Genomic DNA, 24,868 nt, shown 5'->3' with positions numbered 1-24,868 from the left:
TGCGCGCTCGCCCCGTCAGATAATGCTTTGCCCGGTCGCTTCCCAGTCCTTCAGGAAGCCTTCGATCCCCGCATCCGTCAGGACGTGCTTGAACAGGCCGTGGATCACCTTGGGCGGCGCGGTCATCACGTCGGCGCCGATCCGCGCAGCTTCGAGCACATGGGTGGTATGACGCACGCTCGCCACCAGGATTTCGGTCTCGAAGGCGTAATTGTCGTAGATCAAGCGGATATCGGTGATGAGGTCCATGCCGTCGAAACCGTTGTCGTCATGCCGACCGACGAAGGGCGAGACGAAGGTCGCACCCGCCTTTGCCGCGAGCAACGCCTGATTGGCGGAGAAACACAGCGTCACGTTGACCATCGTCCCGTCGCCCGTCAGCGCCTTGCAGGTCTTGAGACCGTCCACCGTCAATGGCACCTTGATGCAGACATTGTCGGCGATACGGCGCAGCTTTTCCGCCTCCTTCATCATCGTCTCGTGATCGAGCGCCACCACCTCCGCCGACACCGGACCATCGACGATGCCGCAGATTTCCTTCGTCACCTCCACGAAGTCGCGGCCCGACTTGTGGATCAGCGACGGATTGGTGGTCACCCCGTCGAGCAGCCCGGTCGCGGCGAGGTCGCGGATCGGCTCGATCTCGGCGGTGTCGACAAAGAATTTCATGCTGTCGGCCTTTCGGTGATAGACGCGCGCGCCATGGCGGAACGAAGCTCATGAAAGCGCTGGCGATGCGATTGGCCGGTGTGATTGCCTGTGTCGGCGCAGCTTGGCAACCATGCGCAGGCCATGCGGCGGAGGAAGATACGCAATTGTGGGTCTATGCGATCGCGCAGACGGATGTGAGCGAGGATTGGCGGCTGACGGCCGATGCCTCGCAGCGCTGGCGCGAGAATGCGCGCGGCGGCGATCAATACACCTTGCGCGCAACGCTCGACACCGAGGCGGCGGAGGGCGTGCGGGTTGGCGGCGGGCTTGGCATATTCGAGACCGAGTTCGGCGAGACCGAGTTACGGCCCCATCAGCAGGCGGAGTTCAATACCGGTCGCTGGTCCGCGCGGACCCGGATCGAGCAACGCTTCTTCGATGGTGCGGACCGGATGGAGCTGCGCCTGCGCCAACGCATCCGCTTCACACAGCCGCTCGGGCCACGATGGCAGGCGAGCGCGGATGGCGAATATTTCCACCTCGCACAGCGGCGGGATCGCGGATCGCAAGCCGCGCGCGACCAGTGGCGCGGCCGCGTCATGCTGGCCCGCGACTTTGACGCAGGCTGGAGCGCCAGCGCCGCCTATCTCGTCATCTACAATCCGCACCCCGTCCGGCGCGACAGCGTCAATCACGTCCCGCAGGTGATCGTCACCCGCAGTTTCTGAGGGAACCCGAAACGCGCTTCCCGGTTGAGACATCCACAACGCGGTGACATTATATCATCGCGCTCGGAGAGATTTCGCTATGCGCCGCTTTTCCATTCTTCTCGCCGCGATGGGCGCCGGCCTAGCCGCGCCCGCCTCGGCGACGGAAGACGATTTCAATATCTGGCTCGGCCAGTTCGTCACGATCGATGCGACCGACGAGGTCATCATCCGGCTCGAAGCGCAGGAGCGCTTCACCAACGACGCCGATCGGCTCGGACAGTTGCTGCTGCGGCCCTTCGTCGGCTTTCGTCTCAGCGAAGACGTCAATATCGGCGGTGGCTATGCCTATATTTTGACGGACCCGGTCGGCCCTGTCGAAACCAACGAACACCGTTTCTATCAGGAATTGAACGTCCGCATGATCGACCGCGATGGCGTCACGCTCGATTCGCGCACGCGGCTGGAGCAGCGGACCTTCGAAGAGGACGACGAGCTCGGCTGGCGCTTTCGCAACTTCGTCCAGCTGCGCGTGCCCGTGAGTGAGAGCAACAGGATCGTCGCCTATACCGAACCTTTTATCGAGCTGAACAAGACGCCGCTCCAGCGTGGCGGGCTTTCGGTGTGGCGTAACTTTATCGGGGTGTCGGTCCCGATCCTGCCGGGCGTGGAAATGGTGCCGGGCTATCTCAACCAGCACGTCTTCCGCGATGGCGAGGATCGATCGGACCACATCGCCAAAGTGAACGTCTTTATGAATTTCTAGGTGCGCGGGCTTCGCCTCACGCGCCGACCACTCACGCGCCCAATCACGCGCCGCCCCAGCGTCCGAACGCCTCGACCAGAACGGGATCGTTCGTCGCATCGGGATTGGCGCGAATGATCGCCTCTTCGCGGCCGATCTCGTCCCAGATCGTCTCGTCGATATTGCCGGCAAGCGATTGCGCGATGCGACCGACATCGGTGCCCGTCGCCGCGTTCAGCAAGTCCGCGATCAGTGGATCCGAGGCGATTCGGATCGCATCGCCCAGCTCTGGCACCATCGCATCGATCAACCGTCCACCGATCTCGCCGCGCAGGGCCGTTGTCGCCGCGCGCGGGCCGCCGCGCACCAGGTCCACCGCGTTGGCGAAACCGATCACGTCCACCGCATCGGCGACGATCGGGGCAGCGCGGAAGGAGGCATCGATCGCGAAATCGGCGAAGGTGTCTTCCAGCCGGTCCTTCACCAGGGTCGAGGTGAGGATGCGCGAGAGCACGTCGCCGCGCGTGCCGATCATGTCGCCAAGACCGAGCTGCGCGACCTGTTCGTCCCAGAAGCCGTTCGGCTCGGTCAAACGCGCAAAGGCATTCTCGCTCGAGATCAGCAGCAGCCGGCGGATTGCTTCGAGATAGCTGAAACCGCCATAGCTGGCGCAGGCGGGCAGCGCGAGCATCGCGCCCGAGGCAAGCCCCGCGCCGATGAACCGGCGGCGGTCGAGGGCGGTGGCTGCACGGCGCGAGAGATCAGGGCTGTTCATGATTTTACGCTCTCCTGTGGGTGGCATAACGGCCATGCGCACCATATTGATCCAGCGCAGATGAACCGCGTCCGTATCCTCGTCCTCAATGCAGCGCTCGGGCCGCTCGACTATCGGCTCGCCGAGGGGATGAGCGTGGTGCCGGGCCAGGTCGTGATAGCCCCGCTCGGCCCGCGCACGGTGACCGGCATCGTGTGGGACGAGGGTCGCCTGCCCGGCAACGAAGTGCCCGAGAGCAAGCTCAGACCCTTGCGCGAGATCGTCCCCGTCCCGCCGCTCGCCGGCCCGCTTCGGCGACTGATCGAATGGACCGCGGACTATTATTGTGCCCCGCTCGCCAGCGTCGCGCGCATGGTGCTGTCGAGCGGCGGGGCGCTGGGCGGGCCGACAACGATCACCGAATATCGCCTGTCGGGGGGCACGCCCGAACGCATGACGCCGCAGCGTGCGACGGCGATCGAGGCGCTGGAGGGCGAGCAGGGCACGATCCGCGACCTTTCTGGGATTGCGGGCGTTTCCGAAGGGGTGTTGCGCGGGCTGGTGAACCAGGGGGTGATCGAACCCATCAGCGTCGCGATCGACCGCCCCTACCCCCGCGCCGATGCGGACTACAACCAGCCCGACCTCTCGCCCGATCAGGCGCTGGTGGCGGGGCGCCTGGTCGACGCGGTGAAGGCACGCGAATTCGCGCCTTTCCTGATCGATGGGGTCACCGGCTCGGGCAAGACCGAGACCTATTTCGAGCCGGTCGCCGAAGCCATCCGGATGGGGCGTCAAGTGCTCGTCCTGCTTCCCGAAATCGCGCTCACCGAAAACTTCCTTACCCGGTTCGAGCAGCGGTTCGGCGCCGCGCCCGTGCAATGGCATTCCTCGCTCAAATCGACCGAACGCCGCAGGGCCTGGCGCGCCATCGCAGCCGGCCCGGCTAAAAGCGACGCGCAAGTCATCGTCGGCGCGCGTTCGGCGCTGTTCCTGCCCTATGCCGATCTCGGCCTCATCGTCGTCGACGAAGCACACGAGATCAGCTTCAAGCAGGATGACGGCGTACGCTACAACGCCCGCGACGTCTCGGTGATGCGCGCGCGCTTCGAGGACATCCCGGTGGTCCTCGCCAGCGCCACCCCGGCGCTCGAAAGCCTGCACATGGCCAATAGCGGCGTCTATACGAAGCTGGAGCTGTCGAGCCGTTTCGGCGGGGCGCAATTGCCCGAAGTCCGCCTCGTCGACCTGACGATCGAGAAGCCGGCGAGCGGGCGCTGGCTGGCCGCGCCGCTGATCGCGCAGTTGGAGGCGCGGCTGGAGGCGGGCGAGCAATCGCTGCTGTTCCTCAACCGCCGCGGCTATGCGCCGCTCACCTTGTGCCGCAATTGCGGGCACCGCTTCAAATGCCCCAATTGCAGCGCCTGGCTGGTCGAACACCGCCTTTCCGCGCGGCTCGCCTGCCATCATTGCGGCCTCGAGACCGCGCCGCCCGAGGCCTGCCCAGAATGCGGCGAGACCGATTGCCTGGTCGCCTGCGGTCCGGGGGTCGAGCGGATCGCGGACGAGGTCGCGGCGCTGTTCCCCGAGGCGCGCGTCGCGGTCGCGACCTCGGACACGCTCGGCACGCCCGCCCGCGCGGCGGAATTTCTCGCGCAGGTCCAGGCGGGCGCGATCGACGTTATCGTCGGCACCCAGCTCGTCACCAAGGGCTTCCACTTTCCCGAACTGACACTGGTCGGCGTGGTCGATGCCGATCTTGGCCTCGAAGGCGGCGACCTGCGCGCGGCCGAGCGCACCTACAGCCAGATCGCGCAGGTCGCCGGGCGCGCGGGCCGCGGCGCGAAGCCGGGCGAAGTCCTGATCCAGACGCGCCACCCCGAGGCCGATGTCATCGCCGCGCTCGCCAATGGCGACCGTGACGCCTTCTACGCCGCCGAGACCGAGGCGCGGCGCGATGCCGGCGCGCCGCCCTTCGGGCGCTGGGCGGCGATCATCCTTTCGAGCGAAGACGAACGCGAAGCGCGCGAGGCGGCGGCGCGGCTAGGCGATACCCGCCCGCGCGCCGAGGACATCTACATCCTCGGCCCAGCCCCCGCCCCGCTTGCCCTACTGCGCGGCCGCTATCGCTATCGCTTCCTCGTCAACGCGCGCCGCAGCGCAAATTTGCAGGGCACCTTGCGGGGCTGGCTGGACGCGCACGACTTCGCGCCCGGCGTGCGCGTGGGCGTCGACATCGACCCCTATTCCTTCGTCTGAGGCACCCATAAGCGGATCGCGCGTTGGGGCCCCATGACCACTGGCAAAATCCTCGTACCCATCCTCGGAGATCAGCTCACCCGCACCCTTGCAAGCCTGCGCGGGCGGACCAAGAACGATACCGTCATCCTGATGATGGAGGTTTGGGACGAGGCCACTTATGTAAAACATCACAAGCAGAAGATCGCGCTCATCTTCTCCGCCATGCGCCATTTCGCCGCCGAGCTCGAGGATGCCGGCTGGGAGGTCGATTACGTCAAGCTTGACGATCCAGACAATGCGGGGAGCTTCACCGGCGAAGTCGCGCGCGCCGTCGAACGCCACGATCCGCGCGAGCTGCATATCGTCGAGGCGGGTGAATGGCGCGTGCAGCAGGCCATCGAGGAATGGCCCGACAAGTTCGCCTGCGAGGTCAATATCCTGCCCGACGACCGCTTCCTGTGCTCGCACAGCGAATTCCGCGACTGGGCCGAGGACCGCGACCATCTGACGATGGAGCATTTCTACCGCAAGATGCGCCGCAAGACCGGCCTGCTGATGAAGGATAACGGCAAGCCCGAAGGCGGCGACTGGAATTACGATCAGGACAATCGCAAGCCGCCCAAAGAGGACATGGACCCGCCCCCCGTGCCCGAATTCGAGCCCGACGAAACCACCAGCGAAGTCATCGCGCTGGTCGAGGAAAAGTTCGGCGACCATTTCGGCAGTCTCGACAAGTTCGCCTGGCCCGTCACCAGCGACGAAGCACAGGAAGCCGCCGACGCTTTTTTCAAGGGCCGCATCGAGAAGTTCGGACCCTATCAGGACGCGATGGTTCATGGGCAGGACGATCTGTATCACTCGATGCTCTCGACCAGCATCAATCTCGGTCTGCTCGATCCGCTGGAGCTGTGCGAGCGCGCCGCAAAAGCCTACGAAGACGGCGACGCGCCGATCAATTCGGTCGAAGGGTTCATCCGCCAGATCATCGGCTGGCGCGAATATATCCGCGGCTTCTACTGGCTGCACATGCCCGATCTCCAGAGCCGCAATGCGCTGAACGCCCAGCGCGGGCTGCCCGAATTCTTCTGGACCGGCGAGACCGATATGCGCTGCCTTGCCGATTGCATCCGCTCGACGCGCGACAACGCCCATGCACATCACATTCAGCGCCTGATGGTGCTGGGCAATTTCTGCCTGATCGCCGGGATCAATCCGCGCGAGGTGCAGGACTGGTATCTCGTCGTCTACGCCGACGCCTATGAATGGGTCGAACTGCCCAATGTCAGCGCAATGATCCTCTACGCCGATGGCGGCAAGCTCGCGACCAAGCCCTATGCCGCGAGCGGCAATTACATCAACAAGATGAGCGATTACTGCAAGGAATGCTCATATTCGGTGAGCAAGAAGACGGGCGAAGGCGCCTGCCCGTTCAACCCGCTCTACTGGCATTTCATGGACCGCCACCGCGACCGGCTGGAGAGCAATCACCGCATCGGCCGCATCTATTCGACCTGGGACCGGATGGGCGGGGAAAAGCAGTCCGAATATCTCGAAAGCGCGCAGGATTTCCTCGACAGCCTGACCCCAGCCGGCAAAGAATGGGCACGCAACGAATAGAGAGGGCCGAACCCATGCTGACCGTCCATCATCTGCGCATCTCGCAGTCCGAACGCATCGTCTGGCTGTGCGAGGAGCTCGGCCTCGATTACGAGCTGAAGCTCTACGACCGCGACCCCGAAACCCGGCTCGCCCCGCCCGAGCTCAAAGCGCTGCACCCGATGGAAATCGCACCGATCATCGAGGACGGAGATACGAAGCTGGGCGAAAGCGGCGCGATCGTCGAATATATCGTCGGCAAATATGCCCCCGATACGAAACTGGTCCCCGGCCCCGACCACCGCGACTTCGCAGAGCACCTCTACTGGTTCCACTTTGCGGGCGCGACCTTCATGACCAACGGCATGATGCAGATCGCGGTGAATGCGGTCGGCGGGCAAATGCCGCCGCCGCTGGCGAAGCGCGTGACCAACGCCTGGACGCAGATCGAGCGGCGGCTGGGCGAGGCCGATTATTTCGGCGGTTCGCAGTTGACCACCGCGGACATCATGATGGTGTTCCAGCTGACCACCAGCCGCGCCTTCAACAACATGAGCATCGACGACAAGCCGAACCTCAAAGCCTACCTCCAGCGCATCGGCGCACGCGACGCCTACCGCCGCGCAATGGAAAAGTGCGAACCGGGCTTCCCACCCAAGCTCGATTGAGCGCGCGAATGTCCGACACGTACACCCGCCTCAGCCGCTCAATCGCCGGACACCGCGCGCTTGTCACGGGCGCTGCGAGCGGGATGGGGCGGGCTACTGCGCATCTGTTTGCTGCGGAAGGCGCGAAGGTTGCGCTGACCGATCTCGACCAGGGGGCCTGCGAGCAAGTGGCCGCCGAAATTGCGGACGCGGGCCATTCGGGCAAGGCCCTGCCCCGCGCGCTCGATGTGACAGACGGCGACGCCATCGCGCGCACCGTCCCGCAAATGGCCGAGGAACTGGGTGGGCTGGATATTCTCGTCAACAATGCGGGCTTCAGCCTTCCCGCGCAGCTCGATGACGACGCCTATCCAGACGCCTGGGACGCGAGCATCGCCGGCATGCTGACCGCGCACAGTCGCACGATCCGCGCCGCCCTGCCCTTCCTGCGCCAGAGCGAGCATCCGCGCATCGTCAATATCGCGTCGACCGAGGGGCTCGGCGCAAGCCCAAGCAATTCGCCCTATGTCGCCGCGAAGCATGGCGTCATCGGGCTGACCCGCGGGCTCGCGGTCGATCTCGGGCGCGAGGGGATCACGGTCAACTGCATCTGCCCCGGCCCGATCCACACCGGCATCACCGCGGGCATTTCCGACGAGCACAAGGAAATCTTCGCCAAACGCCGCGTGCCGCTGCGCCGCTACGGCCACCCCGAGGAAGTCGCGCATATGACGCTCTCGCTGGTGCTGCCGGCCGCCAACTACATTACCGGCACGGCAATTCCGGTCGATGGCGGGCTGACGATCAAGAATGCGTAAGGGTGCGTGGGGGCTTGTCGCTTTCCTACAGGGGGCGGAGCGGGCATAGAAGGCGCGGCTCTTTCAAAGCGTTGCATTCGCCCGCCTTCCGTGGGCTTTGGGGAAAGCGGAGATTCCCTCCCTGGACTGTGTTCCATGTGTTCCATCCTGTTGGATTTCGCCCCAGTGCGGGCCTCCCTAAAGTTAGGACGTCCTCACCGGCCGAGCGCCAAACCGCCAGAGGCCCCCGCCTTCGCGGGGGCTCGTACGGGTTGCGCTAGCGTTCAACTCTCACGTTCCCGCCGCAGCAATTCGCGCTTGATCTCCTGTCCGTAGGCATAGCCGCCCAGCGAACCGTCGGCCTGGACGACGCGGTGGCAGGGGATCAGGACCGCGATCTGGTTCGCGCCGTTGGCGCTGCCGACCGCGCGGGCGGCTCCCGGTTTGCCGAGCATCGCCGCCTGTTCGCCATAGCTGCGGGTTTCGCCCGGCGGGATGGTGCGCAGCGCCTCCCAGCAACGCTGCTGGAACGCGGTGCCCCGGACGTCGAGCGGGATATGTCCGCTGCCGAGGCCGGGCCGCTCGACAATGGCGACGACCTGGTCGAACAACGCGCCGAACGCTTCGCCGGCAGCTACCAGTTGCGCGTTGGGAAAGCGGGCGCGCAGCTCCTCCTCGGCCCTCTCGTCGCCGATGCCGAAGGACAGGCAGCACACGCCCTTGTCGCTCGCCGCGACCAGCATTTGCCCGAGCGAAGTGGAGATCACCCGCCAGTGGATGACCCGCCCCTCGTCGGTTTTGCGCTGATTGCTCGGTGCCATGGCCCCCTTCCCCTTCATTGCGTCGTAATAGCGCGACGGCGAGGAATAGCCCGCATCGTACAGCGCCTCGGTGACGCCGGCCCCGTCCGCCAGCGCGTCGCGCACGCGTTCTTCGCGTAGAGCCCGCGCGAAGGCGGCGGGCGACAAGCCGACGCTGCGCTTGAACAGGCGCTGGAAATGGGTGGGCGAGTAGCCGGTGAGTTCGGCGAGTTCGTCCAGCGTCTTGGCGCCGTCGGCACGGATTGCGGCGATGGCGGCGAGCACGCAGGCTTCCTCGGCGCTCTGCGTGTTGGGCGAGCAGCGCTTGCAGGCGCGCAGCCCTGCCGCCTCGGCATCGGCGGGCTTCGCGTAAAAGCGCACGTTCTTGCGCAGCGGCGCGCGCGCCGGGCAGGAGGGGCGGCAATAGATGCCGGTCGAATGCACGCCGGTGACGAAGGTGCCGTCGAAGGCGCGATCCTTGGCGAGCGCGATTTGCCAGCGCTGATCGTCGGTCAACGCGCCTGTAAGCGCGTCGGCTGACGGAAGGTTCGTTGTGGTCATGGCCGCATCATCGCTCCATCCGCGAATTTGCGCACCCCGGAGCTTGCGGTCAATGTCGCAGGCCGCGTATTGCCGTGTCTGAAATGTATGTCCTTCTGCCGGCCCGCCTGCGGGCCTTTCTCATCCTGCTGATCGGCGCGCTCGCCGCGATGCTCCCCGCCCCGGCCTCGGCCGATGCCGGCGATATCGACGCCGCGGCGCGCGGTGTGGTGCGCGTGGTGCTGATCGACAGCAGTGGTGAGGAAGTGCGCCCGCTCACCCATGGCAGCGGGTTTGCTGTCACCCCGACCCGCGTCGTCACCAACGCGCATGTCATCCGCGAGGCATTGCTCGACGACACGCTGCGGATCGGCATCGTGCCGAGCGAAGGGCCGACCGAGGCGGGCGGCACCTTTGCGACCCCCGTGGCGGTGAGTCCACGCAACGACCTGGCGCTGCTCGAGATTGCCGACGGGGCGCTGCGCCTGCCGCCCTTGGCGCTGGCAGGCAGTGCCGGCGGCGACATGGGCGAGGTTTCGGCGGTCGGCTATCCGATGAATGTCGACCTCGCGCAGGGCCTGGAGATGCGCGACATCTTCCGCGCCCAGCCGCCGGTTAAGAGCCGCGGCTTCCTGTCGGGACAGCGACCAAGCCGCCAGTTCGACACGATCCTGCACACCGCGCCCATCGCGCGCGGCAATTCGGGTGGGCCGCTGCTCGACGGCTGCGGGCGGGTGGTCGGCGTCAACAGTTTCGGGGCCGATTCGGACGGGTCCGATGCCGAATTCTACTTCGCGGTCAGCTTGCGCGAATTGCTGCCCTTCCTGCGCGAGAACGGGGTGGAGCCGGCGGTGAACACGCTACCCTGCCGCTCGATCGAGGAATTGAACGCTGCCGAGCGCGCTCTGTTCGACGCGCAGCGAGCCGAAGCGCAGGCGCGGCTCGACGCGCGCGCGGCCGAGCAGCGCGAGCAACTGGCGGAGGCGCGGATGCGCGCACAGCTCGAAGTGATCGAACGGCGCGAGAATGCGATGGCGCTGGCGCTGCTCCTGCTGCTCGCCGCGATCGGCGCAGGGCTGGTCGCCTGGCAGCTGCGCGAGAAGCAGGCGGAGCGGCCCGACAAACGCCGGCGCGCGATCATGGCCGCCGCCGCGGCAGGCGTTGCGCTGGTCGGCGCAGCGCTGATCTGGATCCTGCGGCCCGGCTTCGCCGATATCGAGGATCGGGTGGCGGAGCTGATGGCCGAGGAGGACGGCCAAGCCGCGGGGGGCACGGTCGATCCGCCACGAGCCATCGCCGACAGCGCGCTCATCTGCACCCTCATCCCCGAGCGCAGCCGCATCACCGGCGCGCGCACCGACGATGTCGCCTTCGGATGGGAGGCGGATGGCTGCGTCAACGAGCGCACGCAATACGGTCTGGTTGGCGGCGACTGGACCCGCGTGCTGGTGCCTGGCGACGAGGAATCGGTCTCGGTCAACACCTACGATCCGGAGAGCCGGACCTATCGCTCCGAACGCTACTTCCTCGGGCGCAGCGCGATGAACGCGGCGCGCGAGGCGCGGAGGCAATACGATCCGCCAGCTTGCGGCACCGAAGACGCCGCGCGGCTGCTGGGCGAACAGCAATCCGCGCTGCTCGCGCTGTTGCCGGAGCGGCCGAACGAGCGGCTGGTGTACAGCTGCGAACCGCGGAGCGAGGCGGGAGCGGAGGGGGAGACGTGATAGCGTCGAAGACCCGCCCTCGCGCGAATGGCTAAGCCGCCAGCGCTTCGCCGCTCAGCGTAATGCGGTGCATCTCGCGATAATGGCCCTGATAATCGTTCATCGCATTGTGCCAGGTCGTGCGATTGTCCCAGATCGCCACTGTTCCGGGCTTCCATTGCAGGCGGCATTGATTGTCGCTCGTCAGCGCGGCGGCGAATAGCTTTTGCAGAAGCGGCAGGCTCTCCTCGCGGGTCTGGCCGACGAAATGGATGGTGAAGGCACTGTTCACGTAGAGCAGCTTGCGCCCGGTATGCGGATGACGAATGACGACCGGGTGCACCGCGCCGGTCTTCATGTCCTGACCGCGCAGGGACTTGCCCATGTCGGTCTGCGCGTAGAGGCCGCCTTCCTTGTAGACGTGATCGGCGGTGTGGAACGCCTCCAGACCCTCGCACGCCTGCTTCAGCTCGTCGGGCAGCGCGTCGTAGGCAGCGCCCATATGCGCCCACATCGTATCACCGCCGCGCGGGGGAAGGTGGCGCGCGACCAGGACCGAACCCATCGCCGGTATCTGATCGTAGGAATGATCCGTATGCCAGGCCCCGCCGATATTGGTCTGCTGATCGGGATCCTTCTTGACCACCGCGATCTCGTCGTAATCCTCGGTCAGCGGGAAGTAGTTGTTGACGTCGATCCCGCCCCAGCGCTTGCCGAAGGTGATGTGGGACTCGGGGCTGAAATCCTGCCCGCGAAAGATGGCGACCCCATGTTCGTAGATCGCCTGCTTGATCGCATCCATCTCCTCGTCGCTGCATTTGGCAAGCGACACTCCGAAAATTTCGACGCCGCATTTGGGCGCCATCGGCGTCATGTCCATTACTCTCTCCCACGGCTTCTTCGGCCTTCCACCTTGAAAGGATGACTCAAGGGACGGGCGGTGTCCAGAAAATGTGGGCCAAGGGCTGCTTGCGCTGTCGGGATTCAATTGCTAGGCGCGCGCCAGCTTCGGCAAGAGGCACTTGCGACGCTCCCTTCGGTGGGGCGACCGGTCTCGGCCGTTCAAGCGGCACGGTTTTTCTTCATTCCTCAAAGAGGGTTCAAGCGCGTGGATATTTCCGCCGGGATTCAGGCCAGCCTTGCAGGACGCTATGCTTCGGCGCTGTTCGACCTCGCCTCGGAAGCGGGCAATGTCAGCGCGGTCGAGAACGATCTGGCAGCGCTCGATCAGGCGCTCGATCAATCGCCCGAGCTACGCAGCGTCACCGCCAGTCCGCAGCTCTCGCGCAAGCAGCAGGGTGACGCGATCTCCGCGATTGCGCACCACCTTTCGCTGACTGAGCTGACCATCAATTTCCTCGGCGTGCTCGCCGGCAATCGCCGCCTGTCCAAGCTACCCGCAATGATCGCCGCCTTTCGGGCGATCGCGGCGGCGCAGCGCGGCGAGGTTTCGGCCAAGGTGACGAGCGCGCATCCGCTTAGCGAGGAACAGCTCGCCGCTCTCAAGACCAAACTGACCGCGCGGCAGGGCCGCACCGTCATGCTTTCCCACGATGTCGATCCCGATCTTCTCGGCGGCCTCGTCGTCACCATCGGATCGGAGCGTATCGACGCCTCGATCCGCACCCGTTTGAAATCTCTCTCCCAGGCCATGAAGGCCTAAAGGCGGAAAAGCCTCAAAGGACTGAAAACATGGAAATTCGCGCCGCAGAAATCTCCAAGGTCATCAAGGACCAGATCGCCAATTTCGGCACCGAAGCGCAGGTCAGCGAAGTCGGCACTGTGCTCAGCGTCGGCGACGGGATCGCCCGCATCCACGGGCTCGACAAGGTGCAGGCCGGCGAGATGGTCGAGTTCGCGAACGGCGTTCAGGGCATGGCGCTCAACCTCGAGGCGGACAATGTGGGCGTCGTGATCTTCGGCTCGGACGCCGAGATCAAGGAAGGCGACACCGTCAAGCGCACCGAGACGATCGTCGACGTGCCGGTCGGCAAGGGACTCCTCGGCCGCGTGGTCGATGCACTTGGCAACCCGATCGACGGCAAGGGCCCGATCGAGGCGGCCGAACGTCGCCGCGTCGAAGTGAAGGCGCCGGGCATCATCCCGCGCGAATCGGTCAGTGAGCCGGTGCAGTCGGGCCTCAAGGCGATCGACGCGCTTGTCCCCGTGGGCCGCGGTCAGCGCGAGCTCATCATCGGCGACCGCCAGACCGGCAAGTCCGCTGTCGCGATCGACACCTTCATCAACCAGAAGGATGTCAACGCGTCGGACGACGAGGCAAAAAAGCTCTACTGCATCTATGTCGCGGTCGGCCAGAAGCGCTCGACGGTCGCGCAGATCGTCAAAAGCCTCGAAGAAAACGGCGCGATGGAATATTCGATCGTCGTCGCCGCGACCGCTTCGGAGCCCGCCCCGCTGCAATATCTCGCGCCGTATACCGGCTGCACCATGGGCGAGTTTTTCCGCGACAACGGCATGCACGCCGTGATCGTCTATGACGACCTTTCGAAACAGGCGGTCGCCTATCGTCAGATGTCGCTGCTGCTGCGCCGCCCGCCGGGCCGCGAAGCCTATCCGGGCGACGTGTTCTACCTGCACAGCCGTCTGCTCGAGCGCGCGGCGAAGATGAACCCCGACAATGGTGGCGGCTCGCTCACCGCACTACCGATCATCGAAACGCAGGCGGGCGACGTCTCGGCCTATATTCCGACCAACGTGATCTCGATCACTGACGGTCAGATCTTCCTTGAAACCGACCTGTTCTTCCAGGGTATTCGGCCCGCGATCAACGTCGGCCTGTCGGTCAGCCGCGTCGGCGGCGCCGCCCAGACCAAGGCGATGAAGAAGGTCTCGGGCTCGATGAAACTGGACCTTGCGCAATATCGCGAAATGGCGGCCTTCGCTCAGTTCGGCTCGGACCTCGACGCCGCGACGCAAAAGCTGCTCAATCGCGGCGCGCGCCTGACCGAGCTGTTGAAGCAGAAGCAATTCTCGCCGATGCCGGTCGAAGAGCAGGTGATCTCGATTTTCGCCGGCACCAACGGCTTCATCGACGATGTCGCCGTCGACCGCGTGACCGAGTACGAAGAGCAGATGCTCGCCTATTTCCGCAGCGAACATTCCGACGTGCTGAAGACCATCAGCGACACCGGCAAGTTCGAGGACGATACCAAGGCGGCGGTCGTCGCCGGCCTTGAAAACTTTTCGAAGCAGTTTGCTTAAGAGGTAACGTTAGGTGCCCTCACTCAAGGAACTCAAAGGTCGGATCAACTCGGTCAAGTCGACCCAGAAGATCACCAAGGCCAAGCAGATGGTCGCCGCGGCCAAGCTGCGCCGCGCGCAGGCGGCGGCCGAGGCCGCGCGTCCCTATCAGGAACGGCTGACCTCCGTGATGGCGAGCCTTGCGGGCAAGGTGTCGGGCGACAGCGCGCCCAAGCTGCTTGCCGGGACCGGCAGCGATCAGCGTCACCTGCTGGTCGTCGTCAACACCGACAAGGGCCTGTGCGGCGGTCTCAACTCGAACATTGTCAAGGCGGCCAAGTCCAAGGCGCAGGAGCTTCTGGGCCAGGGCAAGACCGTCGAGTTCTATCTCGTGGGTAAGAAGGGCCGCGCGCCGATCAAGCGCGACCATGCCGAGCGCATCGGCAGGCATTTCGACACGTCGAATGTGAAGACTCCCGGCTTCGAGGAAGCGGACGCCATCGCCAGCGAGCTTATCGAGATGTACGAGGACGGCAAATACGACATCGCGCATCTGATCTTCCCCGTCTTCAAGACCGCGCTCTCGCAGGATCCGACCGTCAACCAGCTGATCCCGGTCCCCTCCCCCGAGGCGGGCGAGACGGATGGCAAAGCGGACGCGGGTGCGATGGTCGAATACGAACCGGGCGAAGAGGAAATCCTCGAAGAGCTGCTGCCGCGCTACGTCAAGACGCAGCTGTTCGGCGCATTGCTGGAGCGCGAAGCGTCGGAACAGGGCGCCTCGATGACCGCCATGGATAATGCGACGCGCAATGCCGGCGACCTCATCAACAAGCTGACCATTCAATACAATCGCAGCCGCCAGGCCGCGATCACCACCGAACTCATCGAAATCATCGCAGGAGCCGAAGCGCTATGAAAAAGCTCGTCGCACTCAGCCTCATCGCCAGCCTTGCCGCTTGTTCGGAACCAGACGGATCGGACACCGCCGACCTCGCGCCTGATCAGCTCGAAGCCGACGTCACCGCGGAAGGCGTCATCGGCGACAGCTCCGAAGCGCCCGACATGGCGACGGTTCAGCTGGCGCTCGACGAAGCCTGCCCAACCCTGCGTTCCCAGCTGCGCAGCTCGATGTGCGAAGCGGTCGATCTGGGCGCCAGCTTCACCTGCGAATTCGCTTTCGAAGGCGATCCGGAAGGAACCGAGCGCAGCCTCTCCATCTCCCAGGTGGGTGACGGCTGGACGGTCGCCGACGATCCCCGCTTCTGCGATTCGCTGGCCCGCGCCGATGCGATGGCCGCCGAAGCCGCCGACGCGCCCATCGAAGATTAATTGATAGACACGCCGAAGCGCGCACGGCGCGCCGAGGCAGCACGACAGGAAATTGCAATCATGGCCACCGCCCCCGCGCTCAATCAGACCAAGCCGAACCTTTCCGGAAACGGCACCATCAGCCAGGTCATCGGCGCCGTCGTCGACGTTCAGTTCGAAGGCGAGCTGCCCGCGATTCTGACCGCGCTCGAAACAAAGAATGACGGCAAGACGCTCGTCCTCGAAGTCGCGCAGCACCTTGGCGAGAGCACCGTTCGCACGATCGCGATGGATGGCACCGACGGGCTCGTACGCGGACAGGAAGTCACCAATACCGGCGCCCAGATTAGCGTTCCCGTCGGCCCCAAGACGCTGGGCCGCATCATGAACGTCGTCGGCGAAGCGATCGACGAGCGCGGCCCGATCGGCGCGGAAATGAGCGCTCCGATCCACGCCGAGGCTCCCGAATTCGTCGACCAGTCGACCGAAGCCGACATTCTCGTCACCGGCATCAAGGTGATCGACCTGCTCGCCCCTTACGCGAAAGGCGGCAAGATCGGCCTGTTCGGCGGCGCGGGGGTAGGCAAGACCGTGCTGATCCAGGAACTCATCAACAACATCGCCAAGGGCCACGGCGGCGTTTCGGTCTTTGCGGGCGTGGGTGAGCGTACCCGTGAGGGCAACGACCTCTACCACGAATTCCTCGACGCCGGCGTCATCGCGAAGGACGAAGACGGCAATGCCATCTCCGAGGGTTCGAAAGTGGCTCTCGTCTTCGGTCAAATGAACGAGCCGCCGGGCGCACGTGCCCGCGTCGCCCTTTCCGGCCTGACCATGGCCGAATATTTCCGCGACGAGGAAGGCCAGGACGTCCTGTTCTTCGTCGACAACATCTTCCGCTTCACGCAGGCGGGTTCGGAAGTGTCGGCGCTGCTCGGCCGCATCCCTTCGGCGGTGGGCTATCAGCCGACCCTGTCGACCGACATGGGGAACCTGCAGGAGCGCATCACCTCGACCAATAAGGGGTCGATCACCTCTGTGCAGGCGATCTACGTGCCCGCGGATGACTTGACCGATCCGGCACCTGCGACCTCGTTCGCGCACCTTGACGCAACTACCACACTGTCGCGCGCGATCTCCGAGCTCGGCATCTATCCGGCGGTCGACCCACTCGACTCCACGTCGCGTGTGCTCGAGCCGCGCGTCGTGGGTCAGGAGCATTACGACACCGCCCGCCGCGTTCAGGAAACGCTGCAGAAGTACAAGTCGCTCCAGGACATCATCGCCATTCTTGGCATGGATGAGCTCTCCGAAGAGGACAAACTGACCGTCAGCCGCGCGCGCAAAATCCAGAAGTTCCTCAGCCAGCCCTTCCACGTCGCCGAGGTCTTCACCAACATCCCCGGCCTGTTCGTGCAGCTCGAAGACACGGTGAAGAGCTTCAAGGCGGTGGTCGACGGCGAATACGATCACCTGCCCGAAGCGGCCTTCTACATGGTCGGCGGCATCGATATGGCGGTCGAGAAGGCTCAGAAGCTCGCCGAGGACGCGTGATGAACCGTGCGTTCGGAACCGTTGTTGCGATGGGCATCGCGCTTGCAGGCTGCGCCGGCGGCTCGGATGTCGACCAGCGCTTCGCCGAAGCCTGCGAGAACACCCCGATGCTCGCCAACAGCGAACCGTGCCGAAATCCCGACAGCATCAGCGATGAACGCAAGGAACAGATGATCGCGCGGATGGGCGAGCTCGAACAGGGCTTGTCCGAAATGCAGTCGAGCCTTGATGCTGCCGTCGAAGAAGCGCGCCGCGAGGCCGAAGCAGCACAATCGCAATAGGATATTTCCGTGGCACTCCACTTTGAACTCGTAACCCCTGCCAAGCTGGTCCGCAGCGAAGACGTCCACATGGTCGTCGTACCAGGCACCGAAGGCGAATTCGGCGTCCTCGAGGGGCATGCGCCCTTCATGAGCACGATCCGCGATGGCGCAGTTCAGGTTTACAAGACTGAAGGCGCCACGCCCGAGACGATCGAGGTCCGCGGCGGCTTCGCGGAGGTTGGCGAAAACGGTCTCACCGTGCTCGCGGAAAAGGTCGAAGGCTGAACTCCGACCGTCGGAACCTCGCGGCTTGCCCGCCGTTGGCGGGGGAGAGGGAACGGAGGCGCCCATCATCCGCTTGATCATCGCATGGCTTGTCCTTTTGCTGGCAGCTCCATCGCTCGCACAGACGAGCGAGGACGTGCCCGCTGCGCCCGAGCCGCATGTCTACGAGGTCGACCCGATCAATACCGGGCTTCCCGCCGCCGATCCGCCGCTCGATCTCGAAACCCCGCAATCCGTCCTCGAAAGCTTTCTCGACGCCGGTTTCGAAGAGGACTGGACGCGGGCGGCGCATGCGCTCGATCTGGCCGAATTGCCCGAAGGGGAACAGGCGCGCCTCGGTCCGCAGCTTGCCCGGCAGACCTTCGAAATCGTCCGCCGCTCGGTGGTGGTCGACTGGCGCTCCATCCCCGATCGGCCCGACGCCGTCGATGTCAATTCCACCGCCGACGCACCGCTGTCGGGCGAACCGCGCCGCAATCTCGCTCTGTGGTATCTGCGCGCGGAGGGCCGCGACTATTCGATCCGCCTCGAGCGGCTTCAGGCGCCTGGCGAAGACCCGATGTGGATGTTCAGCCGCCAGACCGTCGAGAATATCCCCGCGCTTTATCAACGCTACGGCCCAACCCGGTTCGAGCGTTCGCTCCCCACGTTCCTGCGTGCTCAGGCGTTCTGGACGCTCGCCTGGTGGGAGGTGCTCGCACTGCCTATCGTGTTTCTGCTCGCACTCGGCGCGGCGGCGCTGACTTATAAGGGGATCTCGCGGCTCCGTTCTTCTCAGAGCGACGAGGGCCTTATCGATGGGGTGTTGCGGGCAATCCAGATCCCTGCCGCTCTGGCGGTCCTCGCCGGCACCTTCGCCCTCTTGCGCGCGGGCGTGTTCAACTTTTCGGGCACGGTCGCCGCGGTGCTCGATCCGCTGCAGATCACCCTGTTCGTCGCTGCGGTGGTAGCGATCGCGCTCTCGGCGATCGACACGGCGGTGCAATTCGCCTCGCGCAGGCGGACCGACGAACTCGAAGACCCCGACAACGAGGATGCGCGCGACTATTTCACCAAACTGTCGGCCGGGCGCCGGCTCATCACCGTGTTCGTCGTTCTGGTCGCCGGCGCGGTGGTGCTGTTGCAGACCGATATCACGAACACGCTGGGTTTCAGCCTGCTCGCCTCGGCCGGGTTTCTCGGCCTGATCCTAGTTTTCGCAGCGCGCCAGGCGCTAGGCGACCTGATGGCGAGCATCCAGATCGCCTTCGCCAAGACGGCACGCATCGGCGATGCGGTCCATTGGCAGGGGCAGTGGTGCTATGTCGAGCGGATCGGCTTCACCCATCTGCGCCTGCGGACATGGGACGAACGGCGGATGATGGCGCCGGTCTCCTCCTTCGTGAACACCAGTTTCGAGAACTGGACCAAGACCGATCCCAACCAAATGATGCATGTCGAGCTGAAGCTCGATCACCGCGCGGATGTCGACGCCTTGCGTAAGGAATTTGCGCGCTTCGTCGAGGATGCCGACGATATCATCGAAAAGGACGAGGCGAAGGTCGCGGTCATCGATCACGACGCCAAGGCGATGACGGTGCGGTTCATGGCGCGGGCAAAGGACCCCAAAATCGGCTGGGCCATGCATTGCCGTTTGCGCGAAGAGATGATCGCCGCCGCCGCCCGGCTCGATGCCGGAACCGATGGCGAGCCGGCCCCCGCCTTCTTCTCGCGCGAACGCGAGGTGCAGATCGACGAGCGGCACCGGCTCGCCGCCGAATAGCTGCGCGTCATGGCCCCGCGGCTTTTGCTCTTCACAATCAGCGCGGTGCGCGGCACAACCTCCCCGACGATTTCCCCAAGGAGAGGATCTTTGAAACTTGTTTCCACACTTGCCCTGGCAGCAATCATGACGATCGGCGCAGCCACCTCCGCCGCAGCCGAAGCGCACATGGACGATAGCGGCGTGCCCGGCCCGGACGAAGACCCCTATATCTATCTTGAAGAAGCCCGCAGCGACGAAGCGCTCGAATGGGTCGAGGCGGAGAATGAGCGCACGCTCGCAGTGCTCGAAGCCGATCCGCGCTTCGAAACGCTCAAGGCCGAGGCGCTGGCGATCTACGACAGCGAGGATCGCATTCCCTTCGTGAGCTTTCGCCCCGACGGTCTCTACAATTTCTGGCAGGATAAAGAGAACCCCAAGGGTGTGCTGCGCCGCACCACGCTCGAAAGCTATCAGACCGAAGAGCCCGAATGGGAGACCATTCTCGACATCGACGCGCTTGCCGCGGCCGAGGGCAAGGAATGGGTCTACAAGGGCTCGACGTGTTTGCCGCCCGCCCTCAACAAATGCATGATTGCGCTTTCGGATGGCGGCGAAGATGCGACCATCATGCGCGAATTCGACACCGCCACGAAGAGTTTCGTCGAGGACGGATTCGTGCTTGATCAAAAGAGCCAGGGCGGCATCCAGTGGATCGATGAAGACACGCTGCTCGTCGGGCGTAATTTCTCCGATGAGCTCCAGACCGAAAGCGAATATCCCTACACCAGCCGCATCTGGAAGCGCGGGACGAGCATTGAGGATGCGCAGGAAATCTTTCGCGGCGAGAAAAGCGACGTTTGGGCCGGGGCCAGCCTGCTGCGCGATGCGAACTCGGTGATCCATGCGCGCACCGCCTTCAGGGGCGTGAGCTTCCACGAGACGCTCTATTACGTCGAGAAGGACGGCGAATGGCTCCCGCTCGACATCCCGAAAAAAGCCTCACCCTACGGCATCGTCGATGGGCAGCTGCTCTATTCGACCGATGTGGAATGGGAAGTGGACGGCCAGACTTTCCCCGCCGACAGCCTGATCGCGGTCGATCTTGAGGAATGGAAGGCGGACCCCAATGGCGCGGCCAAGACGCTCGTCTGGGCGCCCGCAGAACGCCAGACCAAGCGTGGCGGGGCGATCACGGCCAATTCGCTTTACGTCACCATGCTTGACAATGTGGTGGGCAAGATCCTCAAATTCGATTTCGAGGATGGCGACTGGGTCAGCAGCGAAGTCGAATTGCCCGACAATGCGACGCTCGGCATTGCGGCGTCGTCCAACGAAACCGATCAGGTGATGTACACCGTAACCGGCTTCCTGGAGCCGACGACGCTTTACTACACCGATGGCAGCGCCGCGCCGCAGGTGGTCAAGACCTCGCCCGCCTATTTCGCGCCCGATGGCATGGAAGTCGAACAGCACGAGGCGACGAGTGCGGACGGCACCAAGATCCCCTATTTTATCGTCAAGCCCGAAGGCATGGCGATGGACGGCGACACCGCTGTCCTGATGACCGGCTATGGCGGCTTCCAGATCCCGCGGCTCCCCGCCTATCTCGGCTCGACGGGCAAGCTGTGGATGGAGCGTGGCGGCGCCTATGTGCTCGCAAACCTACGCGGCGGCGGCGAATTCGGACCCGGCTGGCATCAGACCGCGATCCGCGAGAACAAGCAGCGCACCTGGGACGATTTCATCGCGGTGGGTCAGGATCTGGTGGACCGCGGCTTCACCAGTCCCGAACATCTCGGCATTCAGGGCGGCTCGCAAGGGGGCCTGCTGGTTGGCACGGCCTTCACCCAGCGGCCCGACCTGTTCGGCGCAGCGATCGTGCAGATCCCGCTCTTCGACATGCTGCGCTATCACCTGATCGGACGCGGCGCCTCTTGGATCGGCGAATATGGCGATCCGCGCATTCCCGAACAGCGCGCCTGGATCGAGGCCTATTCGCCCTACCAGATGATCGAGGAAGGCGAGGACTACCCCACGCCATTCCTTTGGGCTTCGACTGCCGATGACCGCACGCATCCCGCACATGCCCGCAAGGGCGCTGCACGTTTGAAAGAGCAGGGACACGATTACTACTACTTCGAGGATACGGTCGGCGGCCATTCGGGCGGGGTCGACAACGAACAGCGCGCGAAGATCCAGGCGCTGCAATATGTCTATCTCATGCAGCAGCTGATGGACGACTAGGCGGGCGCGACTCGTCGCATGCCAAGGGGCGGTTTTCCTAGCGGAGAGCCGCCCTTTTCGTTGGCTAAACGGTTAGCTGTAAAACCGCTCGACACTTCGTCCTCCATTCGTCGCAAGTGGGAAACGGGGAGCGTCGTCAACGCGCAATTAACCATCTTTGGCAGGCCCTCGTTAAGTGCGAAAATCAATCTTCGCCTTCGACGTGGAGCACGAAGGAGTGAATGAGATGGCTTACCCCCGCGATATTTCCATCGCCGATGCGATCAAGCGCTATGGCCTGCCGAAGAACCACCGGGTGCACTGGTCGCCCACCCGCAAGGCCGATGTCGTGCGCGCCGTGCATGAACGCGCCATCAGTTTTCACGAAGCGCGCGAACGCTATCTCCTGAGCCGCAGTGAGTTCGAGGAGTGGGAACGCGACTTTGCCGACGCCAATCCGGCGGCCGCTGCAAGAGATAAGGCTCCTGCTCCGCAGATGCAGCGACCCGAGCTGGCCGAAGCGTAAACAGATAAGGAACGGGGCCACAGTCTCCGGGCCACGGTTCCATGGTTACCCGGATGGGTGGCGGCTACGCCGATCGCGGTCGCCACCCCTCGCCCGTTATTCGACTTCGATCAGGACTTCGTTCCGGCGCAACGGCCCGGGCACCATCGGCGCATCGTAAAACGCGTATCCGACCCCGCCCTTGCGCGTGAACCCCTGCGTTTCGATCCAATCCTCGAGCCGCGTTTCCATTACGATCAGGTCCGCCTCGCTCGGATTTCCGGAGAAGCGCAGGGCCGCCACCCGTCGCCGCGGCACTTCGGCAAGCGTGATGTCGGCGGGCGGTGTCGGCAGCTCGGCCATCGAATACTCCGAGGGCATGACGAAGCGCGTGCGCCATTCGTCGCCGCCCTTGCTGTCCTGAAGAACGGGCGAGGTCATGGCGATCTTCTCGTCCTCGCCCACCCGATCCTGCATCACCGGCGCGGTCATCTCGATGCTTTCATCCGCATTGGCGCCCGAACCCGGGCGATCCTCGGCGAAGATATAGGCGGCGAGCCGACGAAAGCCTGCGCTGCTGGCGCGATCGCGTGAGCCGGTATGGGTCACCTCGGCGACGATCATCGGGGCATATTGCCTGAGCTCGAAATCGCCATCCGTCATCAGGACGTCGTGATCGGGCGTTTCAATATTGCGATATTGCGCATAGGCGACCGCGCCGCCGATGGCGGCAAGGCCGACGCCCGCGGCGAGCCAGCGTCCAATTCCCATGTCTCGTGCTCCTTGCTCAAATGGGGTCTCGCCAGATCAGCCATCGCCGCCGCCTTTGGTTCCCGGCGCGCGGGCGCTGCGCCCTATGCCTCTATCGCCGCGTCGGCGCGTGGAAGTCGGGCGGCTTGTTGCTGACCCAGCGCACGAATTTTCCGATTGTGGGGTGTTCGCGCAGTGCGGCGGGATCATCGCCGATCCGCGCCAGTTCGGCATTGGTGAAATGGATATGGATGGTCTTGTGACAGATCGGATGGACGGGCACCGTTGCGCGGCCCTTCTTCGACTTGGGCACGGGGTGATGCCACTGAATACGCGTCTCGAAGGGACGCCCGCATAGCCAGCAAGTCGGCTCGGACTCGGGATCGGGCGCGGATTCGTTTTGGCTCACGTGTCCTTCTTCGCCGCCGCCTTCTTCTTTTTCATGGTGTCGTGGAACCGATCGGCCCAGCCCTGCTTCACCAGCTGTTCGCCGCGCACCATGCGCAGTTCGCCCGCGCCCACATCGCGGGTCACCGCGCTGCCCGCGGCGACGATCGCGTCCGCTCCGATCGTGACCGGGGCGATCAGCGCGCTGTTCGAGCCGATAAAGGCGCGCTCGCCGATGACGGTCTGATACTTGAAATAGCCGTCGTAATTGCAGGTGATCGTGCCCGCGCCGATATTGGCATTCGCCCCGACGCTCGCATCGCCTATATAGGACAGGTGGCTTGCCTTGGCGCCCTTGCCCAGGGTCGCCTTTTTCATCTCGACGAAATTGCCAACGAAGCTGCCCTCTTCCATCACCGCGCCGGGCCGCAGCCGCGCGAACGGGCCGACCTCGGCGCCGCTGGCGATGCGCGCGCCTTCGATATGGCAGAACGCCTTGATGTGAACATCGTCGGCCACCTCGACGCCGGGTCCGAAGACGACATTGGGCTCGATCACGACGTCCTGGCCGAGCTCGGTGTCCCAGCTGAAGAACACCGTCTCGGGCGCACGCAGGGTCGCCCCGCCCGCCATCGCCTCCTCGCGTTTCAGCTCCTGCCACTGCGCTTCGGCGACGGCGAGTTCCGCGCGGCTGTTGATGCCCGTCACCTCGCGCGGGTCCTCGGCGCTGATGACGGCGCAGGTATCACCATCCTCATTCGCGACATTGACCACGTCGACGAGGTAATATTCGCCCTGCGCATTGTCGTTTCCGACCCGATCGAGCAGCGCGAACAAATCGGCGGCGCGCGCGGCCATCAGGCCGGAATTGCACAGGGTGCAGGCGCGCTCTTCCTCGCTCGCGTCTTTATATTCCACCATCTTCGCGATCCGCCCGTCCGCATTGGCGATGACGCGCCCGTAATGGCTCGGATCATCGGGTTCGAAGCCGAGCACCACAACCTTGGGCGCATCCTCGGCATGCAGACGATCGAGCATCGCCTGCATGGTCTCGCCCCGCACGAATGGCACATCGCCGTAAAGGACCAGCACGTCACCGCCATGGTCGCCCAGCGCCTCGCGCGCCTGCTGCACCGCATGTCCGGTGCCAAGTTGCGGCTCCTGCAGGCAGGTTTCGGCACCTTCGCTCAGCTGCTCTTCCACCTGCTCACGGCCCGCGCCCACGATCACCACCTGCTTGGTCGGCGAGAGCGCAGCGACACTTGCCATCAGGTGATGCAGCATCGGCCTGCCCGCGATCGGATGCAGAACCTTGTGCAACTCGCTCTTCATGCGGGTGCCGCGACCGGCGGCGAGGATGATGGCGGCGAAGTCTGTCATCGAGAGAGGGCCTGTTGCATTAGGGGCGGGGGGACAACCACGCTTTGGGGGCGGGGCCGCGCTTGCCAGCAAACGGTTGCGGTT

24 protein-coding genes are annotated in these 24,868 nt (G+C 64.6%); 17 read left to right on the top strand and 7 right to left on the bottom strand.

Going from position 1 to position 24,868, the window contains the following annotated elements:
- Positions 1–15: 15 nt before the first annotated feature.
- On the bottom strand, positions 16–669 hold the full coding sequence (fsa, locus tag V2I30_RS00875) for a fructose-6-phosphate aldolase (RefSeq protein ID WP_330660174.1): 654 nt from the start codon (positions 667–669) through the stop codon (positions 16–18).
- A gap of 50 nt (positions 670–719) precedes the next feature.
- Between fsa and V2I30_RS00870 the strand changes: the two genes are divergently transcribed.
- Complete coding sequence (locus V2I30_RS00870; RefSeq protein ID WP_330660173.1) at positions 720–1,379, top strand: DUF2490 domain-containing protein; 660 nt, start codon at positions 720–722, stop codon at positions 1,377–1,379.
- Positions 1,380–1,458: 79 nt separating this feature from the next.
- Positions 1,459–2,124, top strand: a complete 666-nt coding sequence (locus V2I30_RS00865; RefSeq protein ID WP_330660172.1) for a DUF2490 domain-containing protein — start codon at positions 1,459–1,461, stop codon at positions 2,122–2,124.
- A gap of 43 nt (positions 2,125–2,167) precedes the next feature.
- Here the strand turns inward: V2I30_RS00865 and V2I30_RS00860 are convergent, their stop codons facing one another.
- Positions 2,168–2,878: a DUF4197 domain-containing protein gene (locus V2I30_RS00860; protein WP_330660171.1), complete on the bottom strand. Its 711-nt coding sequence runs from the start codon at positions 2,876–2,878 to the stop codon at positions 2,168–2,170.
- 60 nt (positions 2,879–2,938) lie between these two features.
- Between V2I30_RS00860 and V2I30_RS00855 the strand changes: the two genes are divergently transcribed.
- From V2I30_RS00855 to V2I30_RS00840, 4 genes are read left to right on the top strand one after another with little or no spacing between them, the layout of a single operon-like run.
- On the top strand, positions 2,939–5,116 hold the full coding sequence (locus V2I30_RS00855) for a primosomal protein N' (RefSeq protein WP_330660170.1): 2,178 nt from the start codon (positions 2,939–2,941) through the stop codon (positions 5,114–5,116).
- Positions 5,117–5,149: 33 nt separating this feature from the next.
- Positions 5,150–6,715 (top strand): cryptochrome/photolyase family protein, encoded by a 1,566-nt coding sequence (locus V2I30_RS00850; RefSeq protein ID WP_330660169.1) that lies wholly within the window; start codon positions 5,150–5,152, stop codon positions 6,713–6,715.
- Positions 6,716–6,729: 14 nt separating this feature from the next.
- The gene (locus V2I30_RS00845; RefSeq protein WP_330660168.1) at positions 6,730–7,362 is read left to right on the top strand and encodes a glutathione S-transferase family protein; all 633 of its coding nucleotides are present in this window, start codon (positions 6,730–6,732) and stop codon (positions 7,360–7,362) included.
- Between the two features lie 8 nt (positions 7,363–7,370).
- Complete coding sequence (locus tag V2I30_RS00840; protein WP_330660167.1) at positions 7,371–8,159, top strand: SDR family NAD(P)-dependent oxidoreductase; 789 nt, start codon at positions 7,371–7,373, stop codon at positions 8,157–8,159.
- A gap of 263 nt (positions 8,160–8,422) precedes the next feature.
- Here the strand turns inward: V2I30_RS00840 and V2I30_RS00835 are convergent, their stop codons facing one another.
- Positions 8,423–9,499 (bottom strand): bifunctional transcriptional activator/DNA repair enzyme AdaA, encoded by a 1,077-nt coding sequence (locus tag V2I30_RS00835; protein WP_330660166.1) that lies wholly within the window; start codon positions 9,497–9,499, stop codon positions 8,423–8,425.
- An 83-nt stretch (positions 9,500–9,582) separates the two neighbouring features.
- Here V2I30_RS00835 and V2I30_RS00830 point away from each other — a divergent pair, with 83 nt between their 5' ends.
- A complete protein-coding gene (locus V2I30_RS00830) occupies positions 9,583–11,202 on the top strand; it encodes a S1 family peptidase (RefSeq protein WP_330660210.1) in 1,620 nt (539 codons plus the stop codon).
- Positions 11,203–11,233: 31 nt separating this feature from the next.
- Here V2I30_RS00830 and V2I30_RS00825 read toward each other — a convergent pair whose 3' ends face one another.
- Complete coding sequence (locus tag V2I30_RS00825; protein ID WP_330660165.1) at positions 11,234–12,055, bottom strand: TauD/TfdA dioxygenase family protein; 822 nt, start codon at positions 12,053–12,055, stop codon at positions 11,234–11,236.
- Between the two features lie 234 nt (positions 12,056–12,289).
- On the opposite strand from V2I30_RS00825, the gene V2I30_RS00820 reads away from it, so the two are divergent.
- From V2I30_RS00820 to V2I30_RS00775, 10 genes are all read left to right on the top strand, one after another.
- Complete coding sequence (locus tag V2I30_RS00820; protein WP_330660164.1) at positions 12,290–12,844, top strand: F0F1 ATP synthase subunit delta; 555 nt, start codon at positions 12,290–12,292, stop codon at positions 12,842–12,844.
- Between the two features lie 29 nt (positions 12,845–12,873).
- Positions 12,874–14,403 (top strand): F0F1 ATP synthase subunit alpha, encoded by a 1,530-nt coding sequence (gene atpA / locus V2I30_RS00815; RefSeq protein WP_330660163.1) that lies wholly within the window; start codon positions 12,874–12,876, stop codon positions 14,401–14,403.
- Between the two features lie 13 nt (positions 14,404–14,416).
- Positions 14,417–15,301 carry a F0F1 ATP synthase subunit gamma gene (locus V2I30_RS00810; RefSeq protein ID WP_330660162.1) on the top strand — a complete coding sequence of 295 codons (885 nt, stop codon included), beginning with the start codon at positions 14,417–14,419 and terminating at the stop codon, positions 15,299–15,301.
- The gene (locus V2I30_RS00805) at positions 15,298–15,714 is read left to right on the top strand and encodes a hypothetical protein (RefSeq protein ID WP_330660161.1); all 417 of its coding nucleotides are present in this window, start codon (positions 15,298–15,300) and stop codon (positions 15,712–15,714) included. The genes V2I30_RS00810 and V2I30_RS00805 overlap by 4 nt, the downstream gene beginning before the upstream one ends.
- Positions 15,715–15,774: 60 nt before the next feature.
- The gene (gene atpD, locus V2I30_RS00800) at positions 15,775–17,247 is read left to right on the top strand and encodes a F0F1 ATP synthase subunit beta (RefSeq protein WP_330660160.1); all 1,473 of its coding nucleotides are present in this window, start codon (positions 15,775–15,777) and stop codon (positions 17,245–17,247) included.
- Positions 17,247–17,528, top strand: a complete 282-nt coding sequence (locus V2I30_RS00795; RefSeq protein WP_330660159.1) for a hypothetical protein — start codon at positions 17,247–17,249, stop codon at positions 17,526–17,528. Before atpD ends, V2I30_RS00795 begins: the two co-directional genes overlap by 1 nt.
- Before the next feature lie 9 nt (positions 17,529–17,537).
- Positions 17,538–17,795 carry an ATP synthase F1 subunit epsilon gene (locus V2I30_RS00790; protein ID WP_330660158.1) on the top strand — a complete coding sequence of 86 codons (258 nt, stop codon included), beginning with the start codon at positions 17,538–17,540 and terminating at the stop codon, positions 17,793–17,795.
- Between the two features lie 73 nt (positions 17,796–17,868).
- The gene (locus V2I30_RS00785) at positions 17,869–19,557 is read left to right on the top strand and encodes a mechanosensitive ion channel family protein (RefSeq protein ID WP_330660157.1); all 1,689 of its coding nucleotides are present in this window, start codon (positions 17,869–17,871) and stop codon (positions 19,555–19,557) included.
- 90 nt (positions 19,558–19,647) lie between these two features.
- Positions 19,648–21,783 (top strand): prolyl oligopeptidase family serine peptidase, encoded by a 2,136-nt coding sequence (locus tag V2I30_RS00780; RefSeq protein ID WP_330660156.1) that lies wholly within the window; start codon positions 19,648–19,650, stop codon positions 21,781–21,783.
- A gap of 226 nt (positions 21,784–22,009) precedes the next feature.
- Complete coding sequence (locus tag V2I30_RS00775; protein ID WP_330660155.1) at positions 22,010–22,288, top strand: DUF1153 domain-containing protein; 279 nt, start codon at positions 22,010–22,012, stop codon at positions 22,286–22,288.
- Positions 22,289–22,384: 96 nt separating this feature from the next.
- Here V2I30_RS00775 and V2I30_RS00770 read toward each other — a convergent pair whose 3' ends face one another.
- From V2I30_RS00770 to glmU, 3 genes are all read right to left on the bottom strand, one after another.
- Positions 22,385–23,038, bottom strand: coding sequence for an SOUL family heme-binding protein (locus V2I30_RS00770; protein WP_330660154.1), 654 nt, complete (start codon positions 23,036–23,038; stop codon positions 22,385–22,387).
- 91 nt (positions 23,039–23,129) lie between these two features.
- Positions 23,130–23,426, bottom strand: a complete 297-nt coding sequence (locus V2I30_RS00765) for an HNH endonuclease (RefSeq protein WP_330660153.1) — start codon at positions 23,424–23,426, stop codon at positions 23,130–23,132.
- Positions 23,423–24,784, bottom strand: a complete 1,362-nt coding sequence (glmU, locus tag V2I30_RS00760; RefSeq protein ID WP_330660152.1) for a bifunctional UDP-N-acetylglucosamine diphosphorylase/glucosamine-1-phosphate N-acetyltransferase GlmU — start codon at positions 24,782–24,784, stop codon at positions 23,423–23,425. Before glmU ends, V2I30_RS00765 begins: the two co-directional genes overlap by 4 nt.
- Between the last annotated feature and the right edge of the window lie 84 nt (positions 24,785–24,868).

The organism is Erythrobacter sp., assembly GCF_036351135.1.
Lineage (GTDB): Bacteria > Pseudomonadota > Alphaproteobacteria > Sphingomonadales > Sphingomonadaceae > Erythrobacter.
The sequence above is the reverse complement of the archived record's forward strand: the minus strand, read 5'-3'. Positions and strand labels throughout refer to the sequence as shown.

Excerpts from the sequence above, each read along its gene's own strand:
- fsa (WP_330660174.1), bottom strand. The coding sequence starts at position 669 with ATGAAATTCTTTGTCGACACCGCCGAGATCGAGCCGATCCGCGACCTC.
- V2I30_RS00870 (WP_330660173.1), top strand. The coding sequence starts at position 720 with ATGAAAGCGCTGGCGATGCGATTGGCCGGTGTGATTGCCTGTGTCGGC.
- V2I30_RS00865 (WP_330660172.1), top strand. The coding sequence starts at position 1,459 with ATGCGCCGCTTTTCCATTCTTCTCGCCGCGATGGGCGCCGGCCTAGCC.
- V2I30_RS00860 (WP_330660171.1), bottom strand. The coding sequence starts at position 2,878 with ATGAACAGCCCTGATCTCTCGCGCCGTGCAGCCACCGCCCTCGACCGC.
- V2I30_RS00855 (WP_330660170.1), top strand. The coding sequence starts at position 2,939 with ATGAACCGCGTCCGTATCCTCGTCCTCAATGCAGCGCTCGGGCCGCTC.
- V2I30_RS00850 (WP_330660169.1), top strand. The coding sequence starts at position 5,150 with ATGACCACTGGCAAAATCCTCGTACCCATCCTCGGAGATCAGCTCACC.
- V2I30_RS00845 (WP_330660168.1), top strand. The coding sequence starts at position 6,730 with ATGCTGACCGTCCATCATCTGCGCATCTCGCAGTCCGAACGCATCGTC.
- V2I30_RS00840 (WP_330660167.1), top strand. The coding sequence starts at position 7,371 with ATGTCCGACACGTACACCCGCCTCAGCCGCTCAATCGCCGGACACCGC.
- V2I30_RS00835 (WP_330660166.1), bottom strand. The coding sequence starts at position 9,499 with ATGACCACAACGAACCTTCCGTCAGCCGACGCGCTTACAGGCGCGTTG.
- V2I30_RS00830 (WP_330660210.1), top strand. The coding sequence starts at position 9,583 with ATGTATGTCCTTCTGCCGGCCCGCCTGCGGGCCTTTCTCATCCTGCTG.
- V2I30_RS00825 (WP_330660165.1), bottom strand. The coding sequence starts at position 12,055 with ATGACGCCGATGGCGCCCAAATGCGGCGTCGAAATTTTCGGAGTGTCG.
- atpA (WP_330660163.1), top strand. The coding sequence starts at position 12,874 with ATGGAAATTCGCGCCGCAGAAATCTCCAAGGTCATCAAGGACCAGATC.
- V2I30_RS00805 (WP_330660161.1), top strand. The coding sequence starts at position 15,298 with ATGAAAAAGCTCGTCGCACTCAGCCTCATCGCCAGCCTTGCCGCTTGT.
- atpD (WP_330660160.1), top strand. The coding sequence starts at position 15,775 with ATGGCCACCGCCCCCGCGCTCAATCAGACCAAGCCGAACCTTTCCGGA.
- V2I30_RS00795 (WP_330660159.1), top strand. The coding sequence starts at position 17,247 with ATGAACCGTGCGTTCGGAACCGTTGTTGCGATGGGCATCGCGCTTGCA.
- V2I30_RS00775 (WP_330660155.1), top strand. The coding sequence starts at position 22,010 with ATGGCTTACCCCCGCGATATTTCCATCGCCGATGCGATCAAGCGCTAT.
- V2I30_RS00770 (WP_330660154.1), bottom strand. The coding sequence starts at position 23,038 with ATGGGAATTGGACGCTGGCTCGCCGCGGGCGTCGGCCTTGCCGCCATC.
- glmU (WP_330660152.1), bottom strand. The coding sequence starts at position 24,784 with ATGACAGACTTCGCCGCCATCATCCTCGCCGCCGGTCGCGGCACCCGC.